At 45.8% G+C, this 17,053-nt stretch carries 15 protein-coding genes; 3 read left to right on the top strand and 12 right to left on the bottom strand.

The window, feature by feature from the left end:
* Positions 1 to 21 precede the first annotated feature (21 nt).
* The 5 genes from DWX57_RS04535 to DWX57_RS04555 form a co-directional block, all read right to left on the bottom strand.
* Positions 22 to 924, bottom strand: coding sequence for a dihydroorotate dehydrogenase (locus DWX57_RS04535; protein WP_172674885.1), 903 nt, complete (start codon positions 922 to 924; stop codon positions 22 to 24).
* A gap of 11 nt (positions 925 to 935) precedes the next feature.
* Positions 936 to 1,700 (bottom strand): dihydroorotate dehydrogenase electron transfer subunit, encoded by a 765-nt coding sequence (locus tag DWX57_RS04540; RefSeq protein WP_120123097.1) that lies wholly within the window; start codon positions 1,698 to 1,700, stop codon positions 936 to 938.
* 74 nt (positions 1,701 to 1,774) lie between these two features.
* Positions 1,775 to 2,701 (bottom strand): orotidine-5'-phosphate decarboxylase, encoded by a 927-nt coding sequence (pyrF, locus tag DWX57_RS04545; RefSeq protein WP_015534777.1) that lies wholly within the window; start codon positions 2,699 to 2,701, stop codon positions 1,775 to 1,777.
* Positions 2,702 to 2,731: 30 nt separating this feature from the next.
* A complete protein-coding gene (locus tag DWX57_RS04550; protein ID WP_015534778.1) occupies positions 2,732 to 3,595 on the bottom strand; it encodes a chorismate mutase in 864 nt (287 codons plus the stop codon).
* A 100-nt stretch (positions 3,596 to 3,695) separates the two neighbouring features.
* Entirely contained in the window at positions 3,696 to 4,247 is a 552-nt protein-coding gene (locus tag DWX57_RS04555; protein WP_055273512.1) for a VanZ family protein, read from the bottom strand.
* A 161-nt stretch (positions 4,248 to 4,408) separates the two neighbouring features.
* On the opposite strand from DWX57_RS04555, the gene DWX57_RS04560 reads away from it, so the two are divergent.
* Positions 4,409 to 5,368 (top strand): DUF6709 family protein, encoded by a 960-nt coding sequence (locus tag DWX57_RS04560; RefSeq protein WP_117874278.1) that lies wholly within the window; start codon positions 4,409 to 4,411, stop codon positions 5,366 to 5,368.
* A gap of 127 nt (positions 5,369 to 5,495) precedes the next feature.
* Here the strand turns inward: DWX57_RS04560 and DWX57_RS04565 are convergent, their stop codons facing one another.
* Complete coding sequence (locus tag DWX57_RS04565) at positions 5,496 to 6,086, bottom strand: NADH peroxidase (protein ID WP_055224152.1); 591 nt, start codon at positions 6,084 to 6,086, stop codon at positions 5,496 to 5,498.
* Between the two features lie 343 nt (positions 6,087 to 6,429).
* On the bottom strand, positions 6,430 to 8,259 hold the full coding sequence (locus DWX57_RS04570) for a GGDEF domain-containing phosphodiesterase (RefSeq protein WP_117549097.1): 1,830 nt from the start codon (positions 8,257 to 8,259) through the stop codon (positions 6,430 to 6,432).
* A gap of 214 nt (positions 8,260 to 8,473) precedes the next feature.
* Between DWX57_RS04570 and DWX57_RS04575 the strand changes: the two genes are divergently transcribed.
* The gene (locus DWX57_RS04575; protein ID WP_120123098.1) at positions 8,474 to 9,919 is read left to right on the top strand and encodes a sodium:proton antiporter; all 1,446 of its coding nucleotides are present in this window, start codon (positions 8,474 to 8,476) and stop codon (positions 9,917 to 9,919) included.
* Between the two features lie 17 nt (positions 9,920 to 9,936).
* Positions 9,937 to 10,554: a TerD family protein gene (locus tag DWX57_RS04580; protein ID WP_120123099.1), complete on the top strand. Its 618-nt coding sequence runs from the start codon at positions 9,937 to 9,939 to the stop codon at positions 10,552 to 10,554.
* Positions 10,555 to 10,644: 90 nt separating this feature from the next.
* On the opposite strand, the gene DWX57_RS04585 is transcribed toward DWX57_RS04580, so the two are convergent.
* From DWX57_RS04585 to DWX57_RS04605, 5 genes are read right to left on the bottom strand one after another with little or no spacing between them, the layout of a single operon-like run.
* Complete coding sequence (locus DWX57_RS04585; protein WP_120123100.1) at positions 10,645 to 12,537, bottom strand: DUF4153 domain-containing protein; 1,893 nt, start codon at positions 12,535 to 12,537, stop codon at positions 10,645 to 10,647.
* Positions 12,538 to 12,575: 38 nt separating this feature from the next.
* Positions 12,576 to 14,396: a hypothetical protein gene (locus DWX57_RS04590; protein ID WP_120123101.1), complete on the bottom strand. Its 1,821-nt coding sequence runs from the start codon at positions 14,394 to 14,396 to the stop codon at positions 12,576 to 12,578.
* Positions 14,397 to 14,424: 28 nt separating this feature from the next.
* Entirely contained in the window at positions 14,425 to 15,357 is a 933-nt protein-coding gene (locus DWX57_RS04595) for a GTP-binding protein (protein ID WP_120123102.1), read from the bottom strand.
* 26 nt (positions 15,358 to 15,383) lie between these two features.
* Positions 15,384 to 15,677 carry an acylphosphatase gene (locus DWX57_RS04600; protein WP_015534784.1) on the bottom strand — a complete coding sequence of 98 codons (294 nt, stop codon included), beginning with the start codon at positions 15,675 to 15,677 and terminating at the stop codon, positions 15,384 to 15,386.
* Between the two features lie 51 nt (positions 15,678 to 15,728).
* On the bottom strand, positions 15,729 to 17,018 hold the full coding sequence (locus DWX57_RS04605) for a dihydroorotase (RefSeq protein WP_117549103.1): 1,290 nt from the start codon (positions 17,016 to 17,018) through the stop codon (positions 15,729 to 15,731).
* Between the last annotated feature and the right edge of the window lie 35 nt (positions 17,019 to 17,053).

A 17,053-nucleotide genomic window follows, 5' to 3' on the forward strand; every position in this document is an offset into this window, starting at 1 on the left:
TTACAGAAGACTTATATCGTTCTATTTTACACAGCCTATCAGCTCATGGATATCGCTGATGGAATTCTTCTTCATATACTCCTCAATACCCTTTATGATCTCCACTGTTGCATAAGGATTGTGGAAGTTGGCCGTTCCAACTGCCACCGCACTTGCGCCGACCATAATCATCTCAAGGGCATCTTCTGTGGTAGCCACGCCGCCCATTCCGATGATAGGAAGCTTTATTGCATTTGCCACCTGGTATACCATTCTGACTGCTATCGGATGGATCGCAGGGCCTGACACACCTGCAGTCTTATTTGCCACTGCAAATGTTCTTCTGTTCACATCTATCTTCATACCTGTCAGTGTATTGATGAGTGATACCGCATCAGCACCACCAGCCTCTGCAGCTCTGGCCATCTCTGTTATGTCTGTGACATTCGGACTCAGCTTCATGATGATAGGCTGCTTTGCCGCTGCCTTGACTGCCTTTGTTATATCGTAGAGAGCATCCGGCTGCTGGCCAAATGCGATTCCACCCTCCTTGACATTCGGACATGACACGTTGATCTCAAGCAGATCCACATCACAATCGCCAAGCTTCTCAACACAGTCAACATAGTCCTCCTTGGACTTTCCACACACGTTGACAATGATCTTTGTATCGTAATCCCTGAGGAACGGTATATCTCTCTTCTTGAACACATCGATTCCAGGATTCTGAAGTCCTATGGCGTTCATCATGCCGCCGTAAGTCTCAGCTATACGTGGTGTCGGATTGCCCGGCCATGGCACATTTGCCACGCCCTTGGTGGTTACTGCACCGAGCTGTGAAAGATCCACGAACTCGCTGTACTCCATGCCTGAACCAAATGTTCCTGAAGCTACTGTTATTGGATTCTTGAGAGTCACACCCGCTATATCCACTGACATATTGATCTTATCTGACATTACAGCTCCACCTCCTCAGCGTAGAATACAGGTCCATCCTTACAGATCCTTCTGTTGTGCACCTGTGAGTGCTCATCTATATCCTTTGTCTTGCATACGCAGGCAAGACATGCGCCCACGCCGCACGCCATCTTCTCCTCCATGGATATCTGGCACTCGATGCCCTTCTCCATGGCGTATGCCTTGATTCCCCGAAGCATAGGAGTAGGGCCACATGCATATATGACAGCACCGTCCACGCCGTATTCCTTTATGGCATCTATTACGTTGCCCTTCACACCGTGCTGTCCATCCTCAGATGACATATACACCTGTGCGTATGGCTCAAATTCCTCGTTCAGGAATATCTCATCCCTGTAGCCGAGCACGACTGACTTCTCACAGTCAAGCTCTTTTGTAAGCTGTAACATAGGTGGGATTCCTATACCTCCGCCTATCAGGATCGCCTTCTTGTCGGACTTCATGAAGCCGTTGCCGAGAGGCCCCAATATATCGACCGTATCTCCAGCCGCAAGCTGTGAAAATTCCTTTGTTCCAAATCCAACCACTCTGTATACAAGGCGGAGTGTTCCCGCCTCCCTGTCTATTCCGCAGAGGCTGATAGGTCTCGGGAGCATCTTGCTGCCATCGTGAGTATATACAGACACGAACTGTCCTGCTATAGCCTGTGAAGCTATCTCTGGAGCTTCAAGCACCAGACTGTATACATCAGTTGCAAGAGTCTCCTGGCTGACCACCTTTGCTGTCATCTTAAGTTTGCCCATAGTCTTCCTCCATCATCATTCTATTATCAGTGTACGGCGGACAAGCCCGGCTCGCCGCACACATTCCGGCTTAATTACGCATCAAGTGCGCCGTTGATATCCTCGATCATGTCAACTACTGCCTGTCTTGAGGCATCTGCATAGTTCTCAGCACCAAACTGTGCATACTTGTCCTGCTTGTAAGCAGCTATGATTCCTCTTGATGAGTTGACGATCGCACCGAGTCTGTCCTCATTGAAGTAGTGTACAAGGTCTGCAGCCTTACCCCCCTGTGCTCCGTAACCCGGAACAAGGATAAATGACTTTGGCATAACCTTTCTCAGCACCTTGCCCATCTCAGGGTATGTGGCACCGACAACAGCTCCAACCGCTGAATATCCTGATTCACCTACAACATCGCTGCCCCATTTGTCAACCATATCTCCGACTATCTCATAGAGTGGACGTCCATCCACAAGTCTGTCCTGGAACTCACCTGATGATGGATTGGATGTCTTGACGAGAACGAATATACCCTTGTTCTCCTCCTTGCACACATCCACAAATGGCTTGATTCCGTCTGTTCCAAGATACGGGTTTACTGTGATGAAATCCTCATCAAATCCAGCATATGTCTTGCTTCCCACCTGTACCTTTCCGATATGACCAACCGCATATGCTGTTGATGTTGAACCTATATCGCCTCTTTTTATATCTCCGATAACGACAAGTCCCTTCTCCTTGCAATAGTCAACTGTCTTCTTGAATGCCTTGAGTCCCTCGATTCCGAACTGCTCATACATGGCTATCTGTGGCTTAACTGCAGGTATAAGATCATATGTAGCGTCAACTATTCCCTTGTTGAACTGCCATATAGCCTCACCAGCGCCCTCAAGTGTCTCGCCATACTCTGCAAATGCAGCTTTCTGGATATGCTCCGGTACATAGTTGAGCATTGGATCAAGTCCAACTACTATAGGTGCATTTGTCTTCTGGATATTCTTTACTAACTTGTCTATCATGATATTTTCTCCTTAAAAATTATTTTTTCTCTAAAACTGTTCCTCGTCACAGGCATAGCTTCCGAGGATCGTAAACTCCTCCGTCTCGTTCATGAGCTGGAACACTAAAGCCTGTATATCCTTCTTCAGTAAATTGGCAGACAGCTCCACATAGAATCTGTAATTCCAATGCTCCTGCCTGTTTGGCGCCGAGTGTATCTCTGTGAGGTTCACCCCGTAATCAGAGATCATGGACAGTATGCTGCTGAGACTTCCGCTCTTATTCTTACATACGAACATCACCTTCAGCCTGTTGTGGTTCTCCTCCACTATGAGGTGGTCTGCAAATGTGACAACCTTCTTGTTGTGTCCATTCTCATTTACAATGTTACATCTGTATATATACAGCTTGTTGTTGGTGAGCACCTCGTGAAGCGCATCCGAAACTCCGTAGCTTATGTCCTCAAGTATTCCCATTCCGGCGTCTACCTTGCCAGTCTTTATGAGCTCATACACCTCATCGTATGAGTCCACCGCAATGACCTTGTCCCTCGAGCATCCCTGACAAATGTACAGCTCCGGCTTTATCATCGCCACCGCATCTATGTCAGGCTCCTTCACATCATACTCCACATCCAGACAGTTCCTGAGCTCCAGAGTCCTTCCATACTGGTACTTTCTGCTTATCTCCATGATCCTCTTGATAAGCGCCGTGTACTCCATCTTGATGTTATCATCCACATCCCCTGTGAGATTGGATATGATGGCCTCCTCGCGGTCTGGCTTATATATGTCATCCTCGGTCTCTGCCTTGACCTGAGCAACATTGTCCGCAAGAACCATTCTCTCCTTGAAGAGCTGCTTGATCTCCTTGTCGACCCGGTCTATGTTCTTTCTAACATCTGCTAATGTCATTCTGCATCCTCCAGTCAGCATCGGTAATGTGATGCTCATAGTCTTTTTTAATATACCATCTGCCCCACTCTAATTCAAGGCTGCCAATACTAAATGCGCTCTAAAAAGGCCACAGGAAAAGGAACATAACCGCTGCCACCAGCACTATCCCTATCACAAAGCCCATTATTATCCTTCCCCTTGTGCTCTTTGATCCCCATATAATAAGAAGAGCTGCCAGTGCGCCGCACATATCTATAAGCACATCCGTGCCCCTGCCTGCCCTGTCAGCGACAAAGAGCTGATGAATCTCATCGGAGCACGCATAGACAAATGTTATCACAACTGACCATATATACACGCCAGCCGAAGTCATCCTTCCGCCGGCCTTTCTGACCGCCAGGGCCAGCAGAGCCAGAAGGATTCCATATTCCGTCATGTGTGCACCCTTTCTGACCATGATCTCCACCACTCCCGTCATCCTGTCAACCACGGGCGCGGAATCATTTCTCACCTTCTGGAACAACCCCACTATAAAGTCTGTCATGGGGTTGCTCACCGCCGACGAGTCATCTCCTGTTCTGGACGACATGTAAAATATGAATATCATCCACAGCACTGCCGGAATTATATATATGTACTTTTTCTCATTCTTTTTTGTTTTCTTTGCCATAAAATCACCACCATGAATGAGTATACCATAAAAAATGTCTAATTTTTTTTGATTTTGCCTTTTTTACTTGAAATATTTGTTTTTTACCTGTACTGTAGAAAAGTGAGGTATTGAAGTGGTTATGTATAATTCATAACAAATAAAAAAAGTGAGGTAACATTATGGCAAGAACAAGGAAAAAGGGGAATCCCATCGTATCAGCAGTTGTTTTCGGTATATTCGGAATAGTTCTTTTATTCCTGGGTATACGAACATTTATCGGTTTACACGGAAAGCTTCTAAACGTTACTACATGTGACGAATCGGAAGTTAAACCAGGAGTGTATGTGGAGGGAACACTCACCTACGGATACGGAGCTTACATTGAGAAGACTACAACGTACAATCACGTGGTCACCAAGACCGACGGATACTACTATCTCGTTGATATCTGCGACAAGAATGAAGACGGCTCAAAAAGAGACACATCCAAGTGGATCGGAATATCGATCTCCAAGAGTGATGACGCCAAATTTGACGCGATCTCATCTGCTGACGATGCAGAACCAGTCTACATAACAGGAGTCATCCGCAAGAACAGCGACAAGGTGCAGGGCTTCCTTGACGACTACATCACCAAGTATGTCGACGCATACGCACAATATTATGGATACACTCCTACAAGTGAGGACTATGCGACCGCAAAGGCAGAAGCTTTTCCTTACTATATAGAGATGGTTGACTCTTCAGATTACATATTCAAGCTTGTCCTCGGAGCTGTATTCCTACTGGCAGCAGTGATCATGATCCTGAAGGCAACAAGAAGCAAGAACACCATCAGCGCATCTGCACAGCCAGCAGGCACAGGTTACTATGACGGTACAGGCGATTTCAACGGCGTGTACACTCCGGGCAGCACAGGCAGCCCAAATAACGGCAGCTATACACAGCAGTACGGCACTACAAACAGTGGCAGCTACGGCACTGCAGAACAGACACAGGCACCGCAGACGTCTTACAGTGATCCGTTCTACTCACAGCAGCCGGCAGCTTCAGAGCAGGATGCCCACGCATCTAATCCTTATACAACAACAAGCTCAACTACATCTTCCTCTTCCTTCAGTCTCAAGAAAGATGAGTAACAATTAAATAGCACACATAAATCTAAAAAAGGTATATACGGATCGCAGCCTGACTGCTTTCCGCATATACCTTTTTTAGATTTATGTGTAAGACTGACTATCCTTATGAATAATCTTTACCTTCTTCTTACTTACCGAAGTATCTGTCAAGAAGTCCCTTGAGAGCCTTGCCGTGTCTTGCCTCGTCTCTTGCCATCTCATGAACTGAATCATGGATCGCATCCAGATTGTTCTTCTTAGCGCACTTTGCAAGATCTACCTTTCCTGCTGTTGCACCGAACTCGCAGTCAACTCTCCATGCAAGATTCTTCTCTGTTGAAGCTGTCATGTTCTGCTCAAGGTCTGATCCAAGCATCTCTGCGAACTTAGCTGCATGCTCAGCCTCCTCGTACGCTGCCTTCTCCCAGTAGAGACCGATCTCAGGATAGCCCTCGCGATGTGCTACACGAGCCATGCAGAGATACATTCCAACCTCTGAGCACTCTCCCTCGAAATTAGCCTTGAGCTGCTCGTAGATATACTTCTTGTCCTCATCGCTGATCTCTGGATTGTTCTTAACTGTCTCAGCATATACACCAAACTCATGCTCTGCTGCAAGTGTGAGCTCTCCCTCTACCTTCTTGAACTTATCTGCTCCTGCGTGACAGATAGGACACTCTGCTGGTGCCTGCTCTCCCTCATAGATATAACCGCATACTGTACATACAAACTTTGCCATAACTTAATTCTCCTTTTCTCTTTTAAATAATCTAATCAATATCCATCATTGATCGTTAAAATATATTCTGTCTTCTTTGTTGATGTTTATTTATCAACTATATCTTATTATACCTATTTTTTGATCAAAGTCAACCCCTATTGGGAATGATTCTTAATTATTTTTTTAGTAGGTTGTTGATTATATATACAAGACTTGTAAATTATATACATTACATTATTGGGATTACATCCTGTTAAGGTCCAATATAAATAGAAAAAGAGGATCGATACATTCATATATCAATCCTTCTTATACTCTTCTGTATATTCTCTATATGTCGCTATATAGCATCATTATCCGGCTAGCTCTGTCCCAGCATTATCTTCTTGAGAAGATATTCATATCCCGTGATAGGTATAGGCTTGCTGTAGTAATAACCCTGAATGTAGTGGCATCCCCACTCTCTCAGGTATTCCTTCTGCTCAAATGTCTCAACACCCTCCGCAAGACTTCTGATTCCCAGATGCCTTGACATGGCAAGGATATCCTGTGTCATGAGCATGTCCTTGTTGTTCGGCTCGCCGGTGGCTATTCCGTCAATAAAGCTCTTGTCTATCTTGATTATATCCAGCGGCATATCCTTAAGAAGTGCCATACTGGAGTATCCTGTTCCAAAATCGTCCATGGATATCTTGAAGCCCTCAGCCTTCAGATCCTTGAGCACCTTTATCAGATACTGCACGTCAGCGAAATCTGCACTCTCAGTTATCTCAAAGTCTATAAGCGAGTGATCCACTCCGTATTCATCGACTATATCACACAGTATATATATAAGATCCGGTCTCGATATCTGGTGTCTCGAGAGGTTACAGGATATCGGGTAGAGCGGGTAGCCAAGCTCCTTCCACTCCTTGAACTTCTTGCACACCTGTCTCAGCACATATCTGTCTATGATGTCTATAGTTCCGTCAGTCTCAAACTGCGGCACGAAATACTTCGGCGAGAGAATATCTCCGCCCTTGTAGAACCATCTTATCAGAGCCTCAGCACCGGTCAGGGTGTCGTTCTGTGGATTGTACTTCGGCTGAAGATATACCATGAGATCCTCATTCTCTATGGCATCCGGGAGCTCCAGCTTGTACTGCTGTGCCATGATGTATTCCTTCTTCATCTCCGATGTGTATATCTTTATCTCATTTACATTGGTCTTGATACACTGGAGGTGTGCCATCTGCGCCATGTCCTCAACGCGCATTGACATGTTGAGTTTCTCGAATTCATCATAGAATACGATACCACAGCTATAGAATATCTTATACTTCCTGTTCGACGGAAGCTGTCCTATCTCCTCAAAGAATGTATATAGCCGGTTCATTATCTCATCCTCCGGCATATACTTTATAATCATGGCAAAATCGTCACTCTCACACTTTGCAGAGTACAATATCCAGTCCTGCTTGGTCATAGCGTCACATATATATCTGAACAGATCCTTCGCCACCTCACGGCCCATAACGTTGTTGATGAGCCTGAAGCCCTTTATGTCGAATCTGGCAAATATAAACTGATCCAGTCCTATATATTCACACTGCTCAAGCTTCTCCTTGAGCCATGTCCAGTTGTAATGTCCGGTGGCAGGCTCCCTGTATGCTATCTCATAGAGATCTCTCTTACTCATGTTGTCAAGAGTCAGCATCTCCTCCGTCTTGGTCTTCTTGGACCATACCGGAATCTCCACGCACAGACTGTCTGCGCTCTCCATGTAACATATATATGGAAGCTTGTGGTTAGAAACAATGTGCAGCTTCTCCGTCTCTATATACAACTTGGCATATGAATACGCCATGGTCATGAGTCTCGGTATATCCTCTATCAGAGATATATCAAATCCCTTTATATCCACAACGTCGAATCCCGGAACCGTGATGCTCACACAGTTCTGAGGAACCACCTCCATATCACTGTATCCTATCTCCACTCCTCCACACAAACGCGAATATCCGGCGTCCATCATCTTCTCAGGCATATAAAACAAAGCCCTGTTTGCCAGCGGCCTGTATATGTTGCTAAAGCACTTGTACCAGTCATAGCCATTCTCCTGACAAAAATCGTCAAATCCCTCTGACTCTCTGGACCTCAGCACGTAAAGTTTTCTCTTTGGTTTGTATGCCTTTGACCATTGATGTTCCATAATATATCAATTACCTCTGTTCTGCCCTAAGGCCATAGTATTGCAATTTTCAATCTTTTTCATTCTATCACATATCCATCTTTTGGGCTATACTTATTATTTTTTTGTTCTGGAAAATAAATGGTTAAGTTTCGATTTTTTTCGTTGAATTTTTACCATATTTTTGTTAGCATAGATAAGGTTTTTCAATTATAATTAATAGGAGGCAAAAACGATGAAAAACAGGTTATTTCTAGGTCTCGGCACAGTCATCTCAGTTCTTGGGCTGTCACAGGTAAGTGCCCTGGCGGCAGACAGCGAATCCGGTACTGAAACACTCGGTGCTACGCTTCCACTTACATGGTGTATACCATTTGTGTGTATGCTTCTGTGCATAGCTGTTATGCCCCTTATCGCCGGTGAGTGGTGGGAAAAACACAAACAGTGGGCTGTTGCAGGCTGGTCTCTTTTATTTTTAATTCCATTTGCCATATTCCATGGCTTTGGTACGATGGGCGAACAATTGCTCGAGGTAATGATCGGTGACTATCTCACTTTCATTGTATTGCTTTTTGCCCTGTTCTGTGTGGCAGGCAATATATCTCTTGAAGGCGACCTGGTGGGAACACCGAAGCTCAATGTTCTGCTTCTACTGATAGGTACTCTGCTGTCAAGCTGGATCGGTACTACCGGTGCAAGTATGCTGATGATCAGACCTATCATAAAGGCAAATAAATGGAGACGAAGAAAGGTTCAGATCATTGTATTCTTCATCTTCCTCGTTTCAAATATTGGTGGCTGTCTCACCCCTGTCGGTGATCCTCCACTTCTGATGGGATTCATGAATGGTGTTGACTTCTTCTGGAGCCTCAGACTTGCAAAGGTCATGGTTGTCAATCTCATCATCCTGCTGACTGTATTCTTCTTTCTCGACACAAGAGCGTACAAGAAGGATATCGCAGACGGCAGACAGAAGCCGGTATTCGATGCGGATACCAAAAAGCCAATCAGACTTAAGGGCGCTCACAACATTATATTTCTTGTAATGATCGTAGGCGCAGTTATCCTCAGCGGTGTTCTTCCTATGAAGTTCCCTGCATTTGCAAAGGGTATCAATTTCTGTGAGGGCGTAACACTCTCATGGGCTGCTATCATCGAGATTGTGATCATGCTAGCAGCGGCTTTCCTCTCATTCAAGACAACGAGCAAGAAAGTCCGTAAGGCCAACAACTTTACATGGGATGCTATACAGGAGGTTGCCATACTGTTCATAGGTATCTTCATCACTATGATCCCAGCACTCCTGATCCTCAAGGCACGTGGTTCTGAGCTCGGACTTACACATCCGGCACAGTTCTTCTGGATGACAGGACTTTTATCAAGTTTCCTTGACAATACACCTACCTACCTTGTATTCTTCACCACCGCTGCTTCTAGTGGATTTACAGAGGGTATAAGCACTGCTATGGGTGTAGTTCCTCAGGTCATGCTGATGGCTATCTCCTGTGGTGCCGTATTTATGGGAGCCAACACTTATATAGGAAACGCACCTAACTTTATGGTACGTTCAATAGCAGAAGAAAATGGTATCAAGATGCCTTCATTTATAGGCTACCTCGTATGGTCAGTTGCTATTCTTGTACCTACATTCTTCATAGACACATTATTATTCTTCTTGTAATCTAAGGGGGTTTTTGTATGAACGAATATGTTGTAAAAGGTGATAATAAACTTACGGTCGGTATTGGCTGGGATGCCAAGAAGGTCGACCTCAAGAAAAAGATTAAGATTGCCATAGACAATATCATGAGTGCTACATCAGAGGACACATATGACCTCAATCTTGCAGCTATTGTTGAACACAACGATGGTTCCGACCCTGAGCTGGTATTCTGGGGCCACAAGTACAGCAGAAGCGATTCTGTTGTTCTGAAGGGCGATGACAGGACCGGTGAGAAGGAAGGAATCGATGAGGAGATGCGTATCTACCTTGACAGAGGTGAGAATGTTGGAAGGATCATCCTCTTCCTCTACATCTACAACGGTAACCTTCACAAGCAGTGCCTGGCAGAGGTGGACAACGTATTTGCACTGATCAAATGCAAGCACACCGAGAAGGTCTATGTTCGTGAGGATGCCATCTTCAAGGCATGTGAGGATGCAAAGCACAATAACTGCTATGTATTCGGCGAGATTCTCCACAATGGAGATGAGTGGGTTGTAAGGGAGAGATCCCAGTTCCTGCCATACGACAAGTCCGAGGATATATTTGAGTATTACACATCAAGACATTACGTTCCTGAAGAAGACGACTAATATTTAATGTAGCTAAAAGCCCCCTGCCTCCGGTGTAAATAACCGAAAGCAGGGGGCTTTCTTCATTGTGATCTATAATTCTATATTGCGCTACTTTATATAATTCTCTATAGCTTTTGAAGCTCTGTATCTGGAGAAGTTAAAGCTTCTGATATAGCCCTTGTCATCATTCTCCTCAAGCATCTTCTCAAGCCTCTCTCCCACCGTGTCGTCTCTCCAGTAGTAGGTGTCCTCGCTATATTTCGACATCACTTCCTCCATGACCATTTCGGGCGTAATGTCTTTTGTCCTGAAATAATCGATCAGATATGGAACTCCGTCATTACCTATATCCATCACATACTCAAGATCTATCTTCTTTCCACTGTGCGCCTGACTGATATTGTACTTTGTTATCACTGCGCCAGGTCTGATAAATGCATACAGCGCGAACATCACCAGAACCGTCATAAATATGTATCTGAACAGCGGCATATTTCTCCAGAACAGGCTTATGATAACACCGAGCATCACTATAGACGTGACTATCAGCGCCCATATGGTATTTATTCTGAGGTATGTTAGATCATATTCCGCAATGTACATGGACAGCCTCACAGCTGATGAGGCAATCATTATATATGTACATATGCACATCATGAGCAGTGACACGTTGAGCACCAGACTCTTTCTGAATATAGCACTAAATATCAGCACCATACACACATTTACAACCGCTACAAAGAGCAGCTGGAAGAAGCCCTGTCTTGCATACTCTGCGTATGTCATATCGTCCGGAAGTCCTGCGCTGTTCATGAACAGATACACTATCTGAACAACGGCAAATATCAGATAGAACGCTGTGAGCACTATCGTTATAGTTATACCTGTCACTGCATTGTACTGCCCCTCCTTCGGAGCATTTGCACCAAGATCTCTGCGGCCCGCCTTGACAATAAATCCATATACAAACAGGAATATCACAGCGGCAAACAGAACTATCTTCACTATATCCCACGAGAAGAACAGTTTGCCAAATATGTCCTTTATGACCTTTGCAAACACAGGATCTGCCGAAGACAGCAGATTGAGCACGATCACCAGTATCGGAAGTGCTATCACACATCCAAGAAGTATGTACATCAGCTTGGAATTTCTCTTTTTGCCGGTTATCTCACGCTCCGCCTTTCTGTCGGCAAATGGCATGTTTACATACCCTATCGATCCAAAGAACATCTCGAAAAATGAGAATATTCCCTTGAATATCCCCTGCTTTTCAGTGTCATTGAAGTATGTCATAACCGCATACATCTCTGTAGCGATTATTCCCACATTACATCCAAATATGATATATCCCTCGTCTGTGAGACTCAGGGCAACCGACATCATGAACACAAGAATATAATATGGGATCAGTATACTCTGTTTCGACAACGCAGCTCCAGTGGTCATGGCCTCACGGTCTGCACCAATGTTCTTCTCATATCGTACCATGCATGTACTGATAAACACTATTGATACTATCGAAAGCACAGCCGACAATATACTCGACCAGTTGCTGTACAGACATGCCGCACATATGATCGCATATACCAGTACCGGAATACCAAACATCCTGAATCTGTTCGGAGACACCGCAGGATTTCTCCTCTGCGGCGGTCTGGCATTCATGTTCATATAACCCTGAGGTGGCGGCGGGGGCATCCCCGGGCCTCCATTCATGTTCATATACCCTTGCGGTGGTGGCGGGGGCATCCCCGGGCCTCCATTCATGTTCATATACCCTTGCGGTGGCGGCGGGGGCATCCCCGGACCTCCATTCATGTTCATATACCCTTGCGGTGGCGGCGGGGGCATCCCCGGACCTCCATTCATGTTCATATACCCTTGCGGTGGCGGCGGGGGCATCCCCGGACCTCCATTCATGTTCATATACCCTTGCGGTGGCGGCGGGGGCATCCCCGGACCTCCATTCATTCCATTGTTAAAATTCTGTTCGTTCATCCCAAACCCTCCATTTTTTCACCTTGAACCACTTTGAGCTACTCTACAAGTGCCATCTCATCAAGCCCCACGATCCTGTCCATACACACCGGTGCTGTCAGCCTGTAGGCAAAACTTGCAGACTCGAACAGGCAGTATAATTTGCCATTATACGAATATATCTGCTCCAGCTTCTGCGGGAGCTTAACCACCTGTCTCGGTGTCTCTGTGCCGTAATTCACACTGGACAGCTTACCTATATCTGTATCGTATACCTCTATCCTGGATTCATCTATACCATATGATATAGAGAATATTATCTCATTTTTGTACACCTGAAGCCCCTGCACCCTTCCTGGTATATAGAAAGCCTCGTCCTCCTCCGAGGATATGGCGGTGCCGCCATTTACGATCTCGTAGCTGGCTGCCATGCTGTAGCTGTTCTTATCCTTTCGCCAGTAGCCCGCATATATATGTCCGTCATATATCGTGATAAATGACGTTGCAGGGAACATGACGCTACATGTGTTCCTGTATTTTATCGGCTTTCCCTGAGCCACATCGTATTTCTCTATGGAGTCCAGCGTAAGACATGATATGGATGCCTTCCTGCTCCTGTCCTCATCCTCATCGATCATATACGAGGAAACCCACAGCACATTATTCTTCGTATCATACGCAAGTCCTCCGGCATGTGTCGTGTCCTTGAGAACCAGTGTTTTAATATATTGCCCGGTCTGTGTATCAAGAACAAATATCACAGATTTGTGTTTCTTCGTCTTGCAATATGCACTGACAAATGTATACTTCTTCGTCACCGCCAGCCCCTGTGGCGTCATGGACGTGCAGTTCTCTATCTCCCTCGACTCACTGCCTATCGTATCAGCATACGCAAGTCCCGGAATGATCATCATGCCATAATCGGTATCCCTGTTCTGGGCATACATACCCATATGATAGAATTCCGGTTCAGTCGACATCTCCCATATCTGCAAGAAATTCGACTTGTTGTCAACCGCATAGGTGCTGGTTCCGGAATCATTTCCCGATATCTCGAAGTTTCTGCAGTACACTCCGCCATACAGCCATATCACGCAGATTCCCCCGACATAACACCATGCAAATATCTTCACAAGTATCCTTCTCGACTGGACTGTCGACAAAAGTGCCGCCATGACCATCTGACTTATTATGGTTATAAGCATCATGGCATTCGTCAGCATATCTCCATGGCTGACTATCTGAAGCGGTACGCCTATCATCATAATCCAGTAGGCCTTCTGTTTCACCTTAATTCTTATTACACCATTCCAGCCTTCCCGCTTCATGCCCCACACCTGCAGTGACTGCCATACAACCACAAGGCCATATACGATGCACGCCACAAGCAGGAGCTGCCTGAGCACAGCAACAGCCGTTATCTCAAGGGCCTCACCATTTCTGTAAAATGCCATATAGTACACACCCTGTGCGAGCTGCCATATCCTCCACGCCATCATGGCGAACATCGCAAGCGCTGCAACAAATGCAAATGTGTTGGTAACAGTTCTTCGTCTGACACCCTCACGATGTTCCTTCATCTGTTTGCGCAGACGTTTCTTTGCCCTTCCCAGCTCCTTTATGTGCTTTTTACACTTTCTGATCCTTCTGCGTTTATAGAACAGCACCTTGTACGGTGCGCGTCTGTTCTTCAGCTCTTCATATTCTTCCCTAAGTCTGTCATACCGTTCCGACTCCTCATGAAGATCCGTTCTGGTCGCCCTGAGTGCAGAACGACACATAACGTACCCCTCAAGATCTATCTGTGCCTGTTCTTTCAGCTTTTCAGCCTGAAGTTGAAGCTTCTCTTCTCTGTTCAATTTCTTAGCCCTGTCTGTCATGAAAATCCGCTCCTGTCCATCAGCCTCTTTACTCAAAGTACCGTTTTATTTTGTCCTCCACCAAATTCGAACCGATCACAATTATGATCTCCTGCCCGTTCTCTATAGGTCTCACCTCGGTCTTTTTTACCGTGGCGTTGAGCTCTATCCATCCGGTGTCATTTACAGGGAGAAAACCCTTGATTCTAAAGACATCTCCGCATTCCTTATCCGCAAATATATCCCTGACTATCGTCTCAAGCCGCTCCTGAGGCATGACCTTATTCATGATATATACCGAGTTAAACACATCACTTTGTTTGAACCATAATTTTACATAGTCGTTTAATTTGTATCCGGTTGACATAAAACCTTCAAAGTCATCGTCCGTGAAATCATCCCAGTTCTTCTCCAGAACATCATCGCCGAACTGACGCTTACACTGAAATTCGGTGAGCACTTCATTGATATATTCTATTGTGCTCCTCTTCTCATCCTCCGATGCATCCTGAACCTTGCTCATCACCAGAGTTCCACAGTTCGCAACCTCAGACGCAAGCACATATCTGGACTGTCTGCTCATGTCCCGGTCAAGTCCGGCATCGACTATGGAAATGATGCATCCAACCTCATACCATCTGTCTAGTGGCTCCTCGTGGAGGACGTCAAAGAATTCATCCACATCAAATATTCCGGAAGGCTCAACAATGACTCTGTCATAGCCGCTCATCCCCATCGCTATGAGCTTTGTCTTGAACCTTCTCTTGTGACAGTCCTCGCCGCAGCCACCTGCCACCATTTCAGCATGACAGTTCTCGCCCATCACATCCTGAAGAAGCATCATGTCCACGTTGACTGCACCATAATCATTTTCAAGGATTCCGACATTATATCCTTTGCCAACAAGGTAGCTCACATACTTCTTAATAAATGTCGTCTTGCCTGAGCCCAGAAAGCCCGTTATCAAATCTATCTTTACCATATGTCCACTCTCCTTATCTACGCGCGTTACCAGCTTGATCTCACATGAAATCCGCTGTCATTCTCCAGAGGTATCTCCCTGACATCCATATCCTCTATAAATATATATCTGTCATTTCTGAGAACTGCTATCACCTTGTCTATAGCCTCAGGCAGCCCCTGAGCCTCCATCTCAACAGAATCATCATATCTGTTGCACACCCAGCCGGTGACTCCGTACATGGATGCAGCATAGCTCGCCCTGTATCTGAAGCCAACTCCCTGCACTCTTCCTCTGAATGTATAATGTCGTCTTATCTTGTCCATATCTATATGTCCCATCTCTGTTATGATCTTCTCATATCTTACATTTTATATCCTGCTGCCCGCATCTTACACATCATGTTCAGCATCGTACTTTTCTGCGTCATACACGATATTTCCACCACAGATTGTATAGTGAACCCTTCCCGGGAGAGTCCATCCGGCAAATGGACTGTTGGATGCCTTTGACGCAAAGCTGTTCACTGTCCACTGCTCATTCTCGCCAAATATGACTATATCCGCAGGAGCTCCCTCTGCTATCTTGCCCGGTTCCATGCGGTAAAATTCTGCAGGATTCCTGCTCATTAGTTCCATGAGCTTCATGAGTGAGATATATCCAGGCTGTACAAGGGAATATATTCCAAGGGCAAGAGATGTCTCAAGCCCTGTTATTCCACTTGGCGCCTTGTCAAACGGTCTCGCCTTCTCCTCACTGCTGTGCGGAGCGTGATCCGTCACTATCATATCTATTGTGCCATCCTGTATTCCCTCTATGATCTGTCTTCTGTCTTTCTCAGTTCTGAGTGGAGGATTCATACGCGCCATGGTTCCGTACTTCAGCACAGCATCCTCTATAAGGGTGAAATGATGTGGAGTTGCCTCCGCATGTACGTCCGCTCCAAGCTTCTTTGCAGTTCTCACTATATCCACGGAATTGCCTGAGCTTATATGCTGTATGCACACTGATGCACCTGTGTGAAGTGCAAGGACGCAGTCCCTTGCAACCATAATATCCTCCGCTGTGCGGGATGCACCGCCGTATCCAAGCTTTTCTGATACTTTTCCTTGATTCACTCCCGGCTGTACAATGAACAGCGGATCCTCTTCATGAAGACTCACCGGAAGATCAAGATCCCTTGCCTTCTCCATAGCCTCAAGAAGAAGCTTCTCATCCATGATTGGGATTCCGTCATCGGTAAATCCTGCTGCACCTGCAGCCGCAAGACTGTCCATGTCCACGAGTTCCTTGCCAGCAAGGCCCTTTGTGACTGTGGCTGTCTGAACTACATGTATTCCGGTCTTTGCACCTTTATCCTGTATATACTTGAGAGTCTCAAGGTTATCCACCGCCGGCTTTGTATTCGCCATACATACCACCATCGTGAAGCCTCCTCTTGCAGCGGCGGCGGCACCTGTCTCGATGTCTTCCTTGTACGTAAATCCCGGATCGCGGAAGTGTACATGTGTGTCTACCAGTCCCGGTGCAACTACAAGTCCATCTGCATCGATGACCTCCGCACCCTCTGCCTCCAGATCGTATCCTGTCTTAACTATGTGATTGCCGTCGATGAGCACATCCATGACCTCGTCTGTATGGGTGACCGGATCAACGACTCTTCCATTCTTTATCAATAACATTTGCCTGTTCTCCTCTATATAAATATTTTATTACT

Source organism: Coprococcus sp. AF19-8AC (genome assembly GCF_003603115.1).
Classification (GTDB): Bacteria; Bacillota; Clostridia; order Lachnospirales; family Lachnospiraceae; genus Coprococcus; species Coprococcus aceti.

Bases quoted from the DNA above. Each gene is read 5' to 3' on its own strand.
- DWX57_RS04550 (WP_015534778.1), bottom strand. From the start codon at position 3,595: ATGACATTAGCAGATGTTAGAAAGAACATAGACCGGGTCGACAAGGAG.
- DWX57_RS04595 (WP_120123102.1), bottom strand. From the start codon at position 15,357: ATGGTAAAGATAGATTTGATAACGGGCTTTCTGGGCTCAGGCAAGACG.
- DWX57_RS04600 (WP_015534784.1), bottom strand. From the start codon at position 15,677: ATGGGACATATAGATATGGACAAGATAAGACGACATTATACATTCAGA.
- DWX57_RS04540 (WP_120123097.1), bottom strand. From the start codon at position 1,700: ATGGGCAAACTTAAGATGACAGCAAAGGTGGTCAGCCAGGAGACTCTT.
- DWX57_RS04555 (WP_055273512.1), bottom strand. From the start codon at position 4,247: ATGGCAAAGAAAACAAAAAAGAATGAGAAAAAGTACATATATATAATT.
- DWX57_RS04590 (WP_120123101.1), bottom strand. From the start codon at position 14,396: ATGACAGACAGGGCTAAGAAATTGAACAGAGAAGAGAAGCTTCAACTT.
- DWX57_RS04605 (WP_117549103.1), bottom strand. From the start codon at position 17,018: ATGTTATTGATAAAGAATGGAAGAGTCGTTGATCCGGTCACCCATACA.
- DWX57_RS04585 (WP_120123100.1), bottom strand. From the start codon at position 12,537: ATGAACGAACAGAATTTTAACAATGGAATGAATGGAGGTCCGGGGATG.
- pyrF (WP_015534777.1), bottom strand. From the start codon at position 2,701: ATGATAGACAAGTTAGTAAAGAATATCCAGAAGACAAATGCACCTATA.
- DWX57_RS04570 (WP_117549097.1), bottom strand. From the start codon at position 8,259: ATGGAACATCAATGGTCAAAGGCATACAAACCAAAGAGAAAACTTTAC.
- DWX57_RS04580 (WP_120123099.1), top strand. From the start codon at position 9,937: ATGAACGAATATGTTGTAAAAGGTGATAATAAACTTACGGTCGGTATT.
- DWX57_RS04565 (WP_055224152.1), bottom strand. From the start codon at position 6,086: ATGGCAAAGTTTGTATGTACAGTATGCGGTTATATCTATGAGGGAGAG.
- DWX57_RS04575 (WP_120123098.1), top strand. From the start codon at position 8,474: ATGAAAAACAGGTTATTTCTAGGTCTCGGCACAGTCATCTCAGTTCTT.
- DWX57_RS04560 (WP_117874278.1), top strand. From the start codon at position 4,409: ATGGCAAGAACAAGGAAAAAGGGGAATCCCATCGTATCAGCAGTTGTT.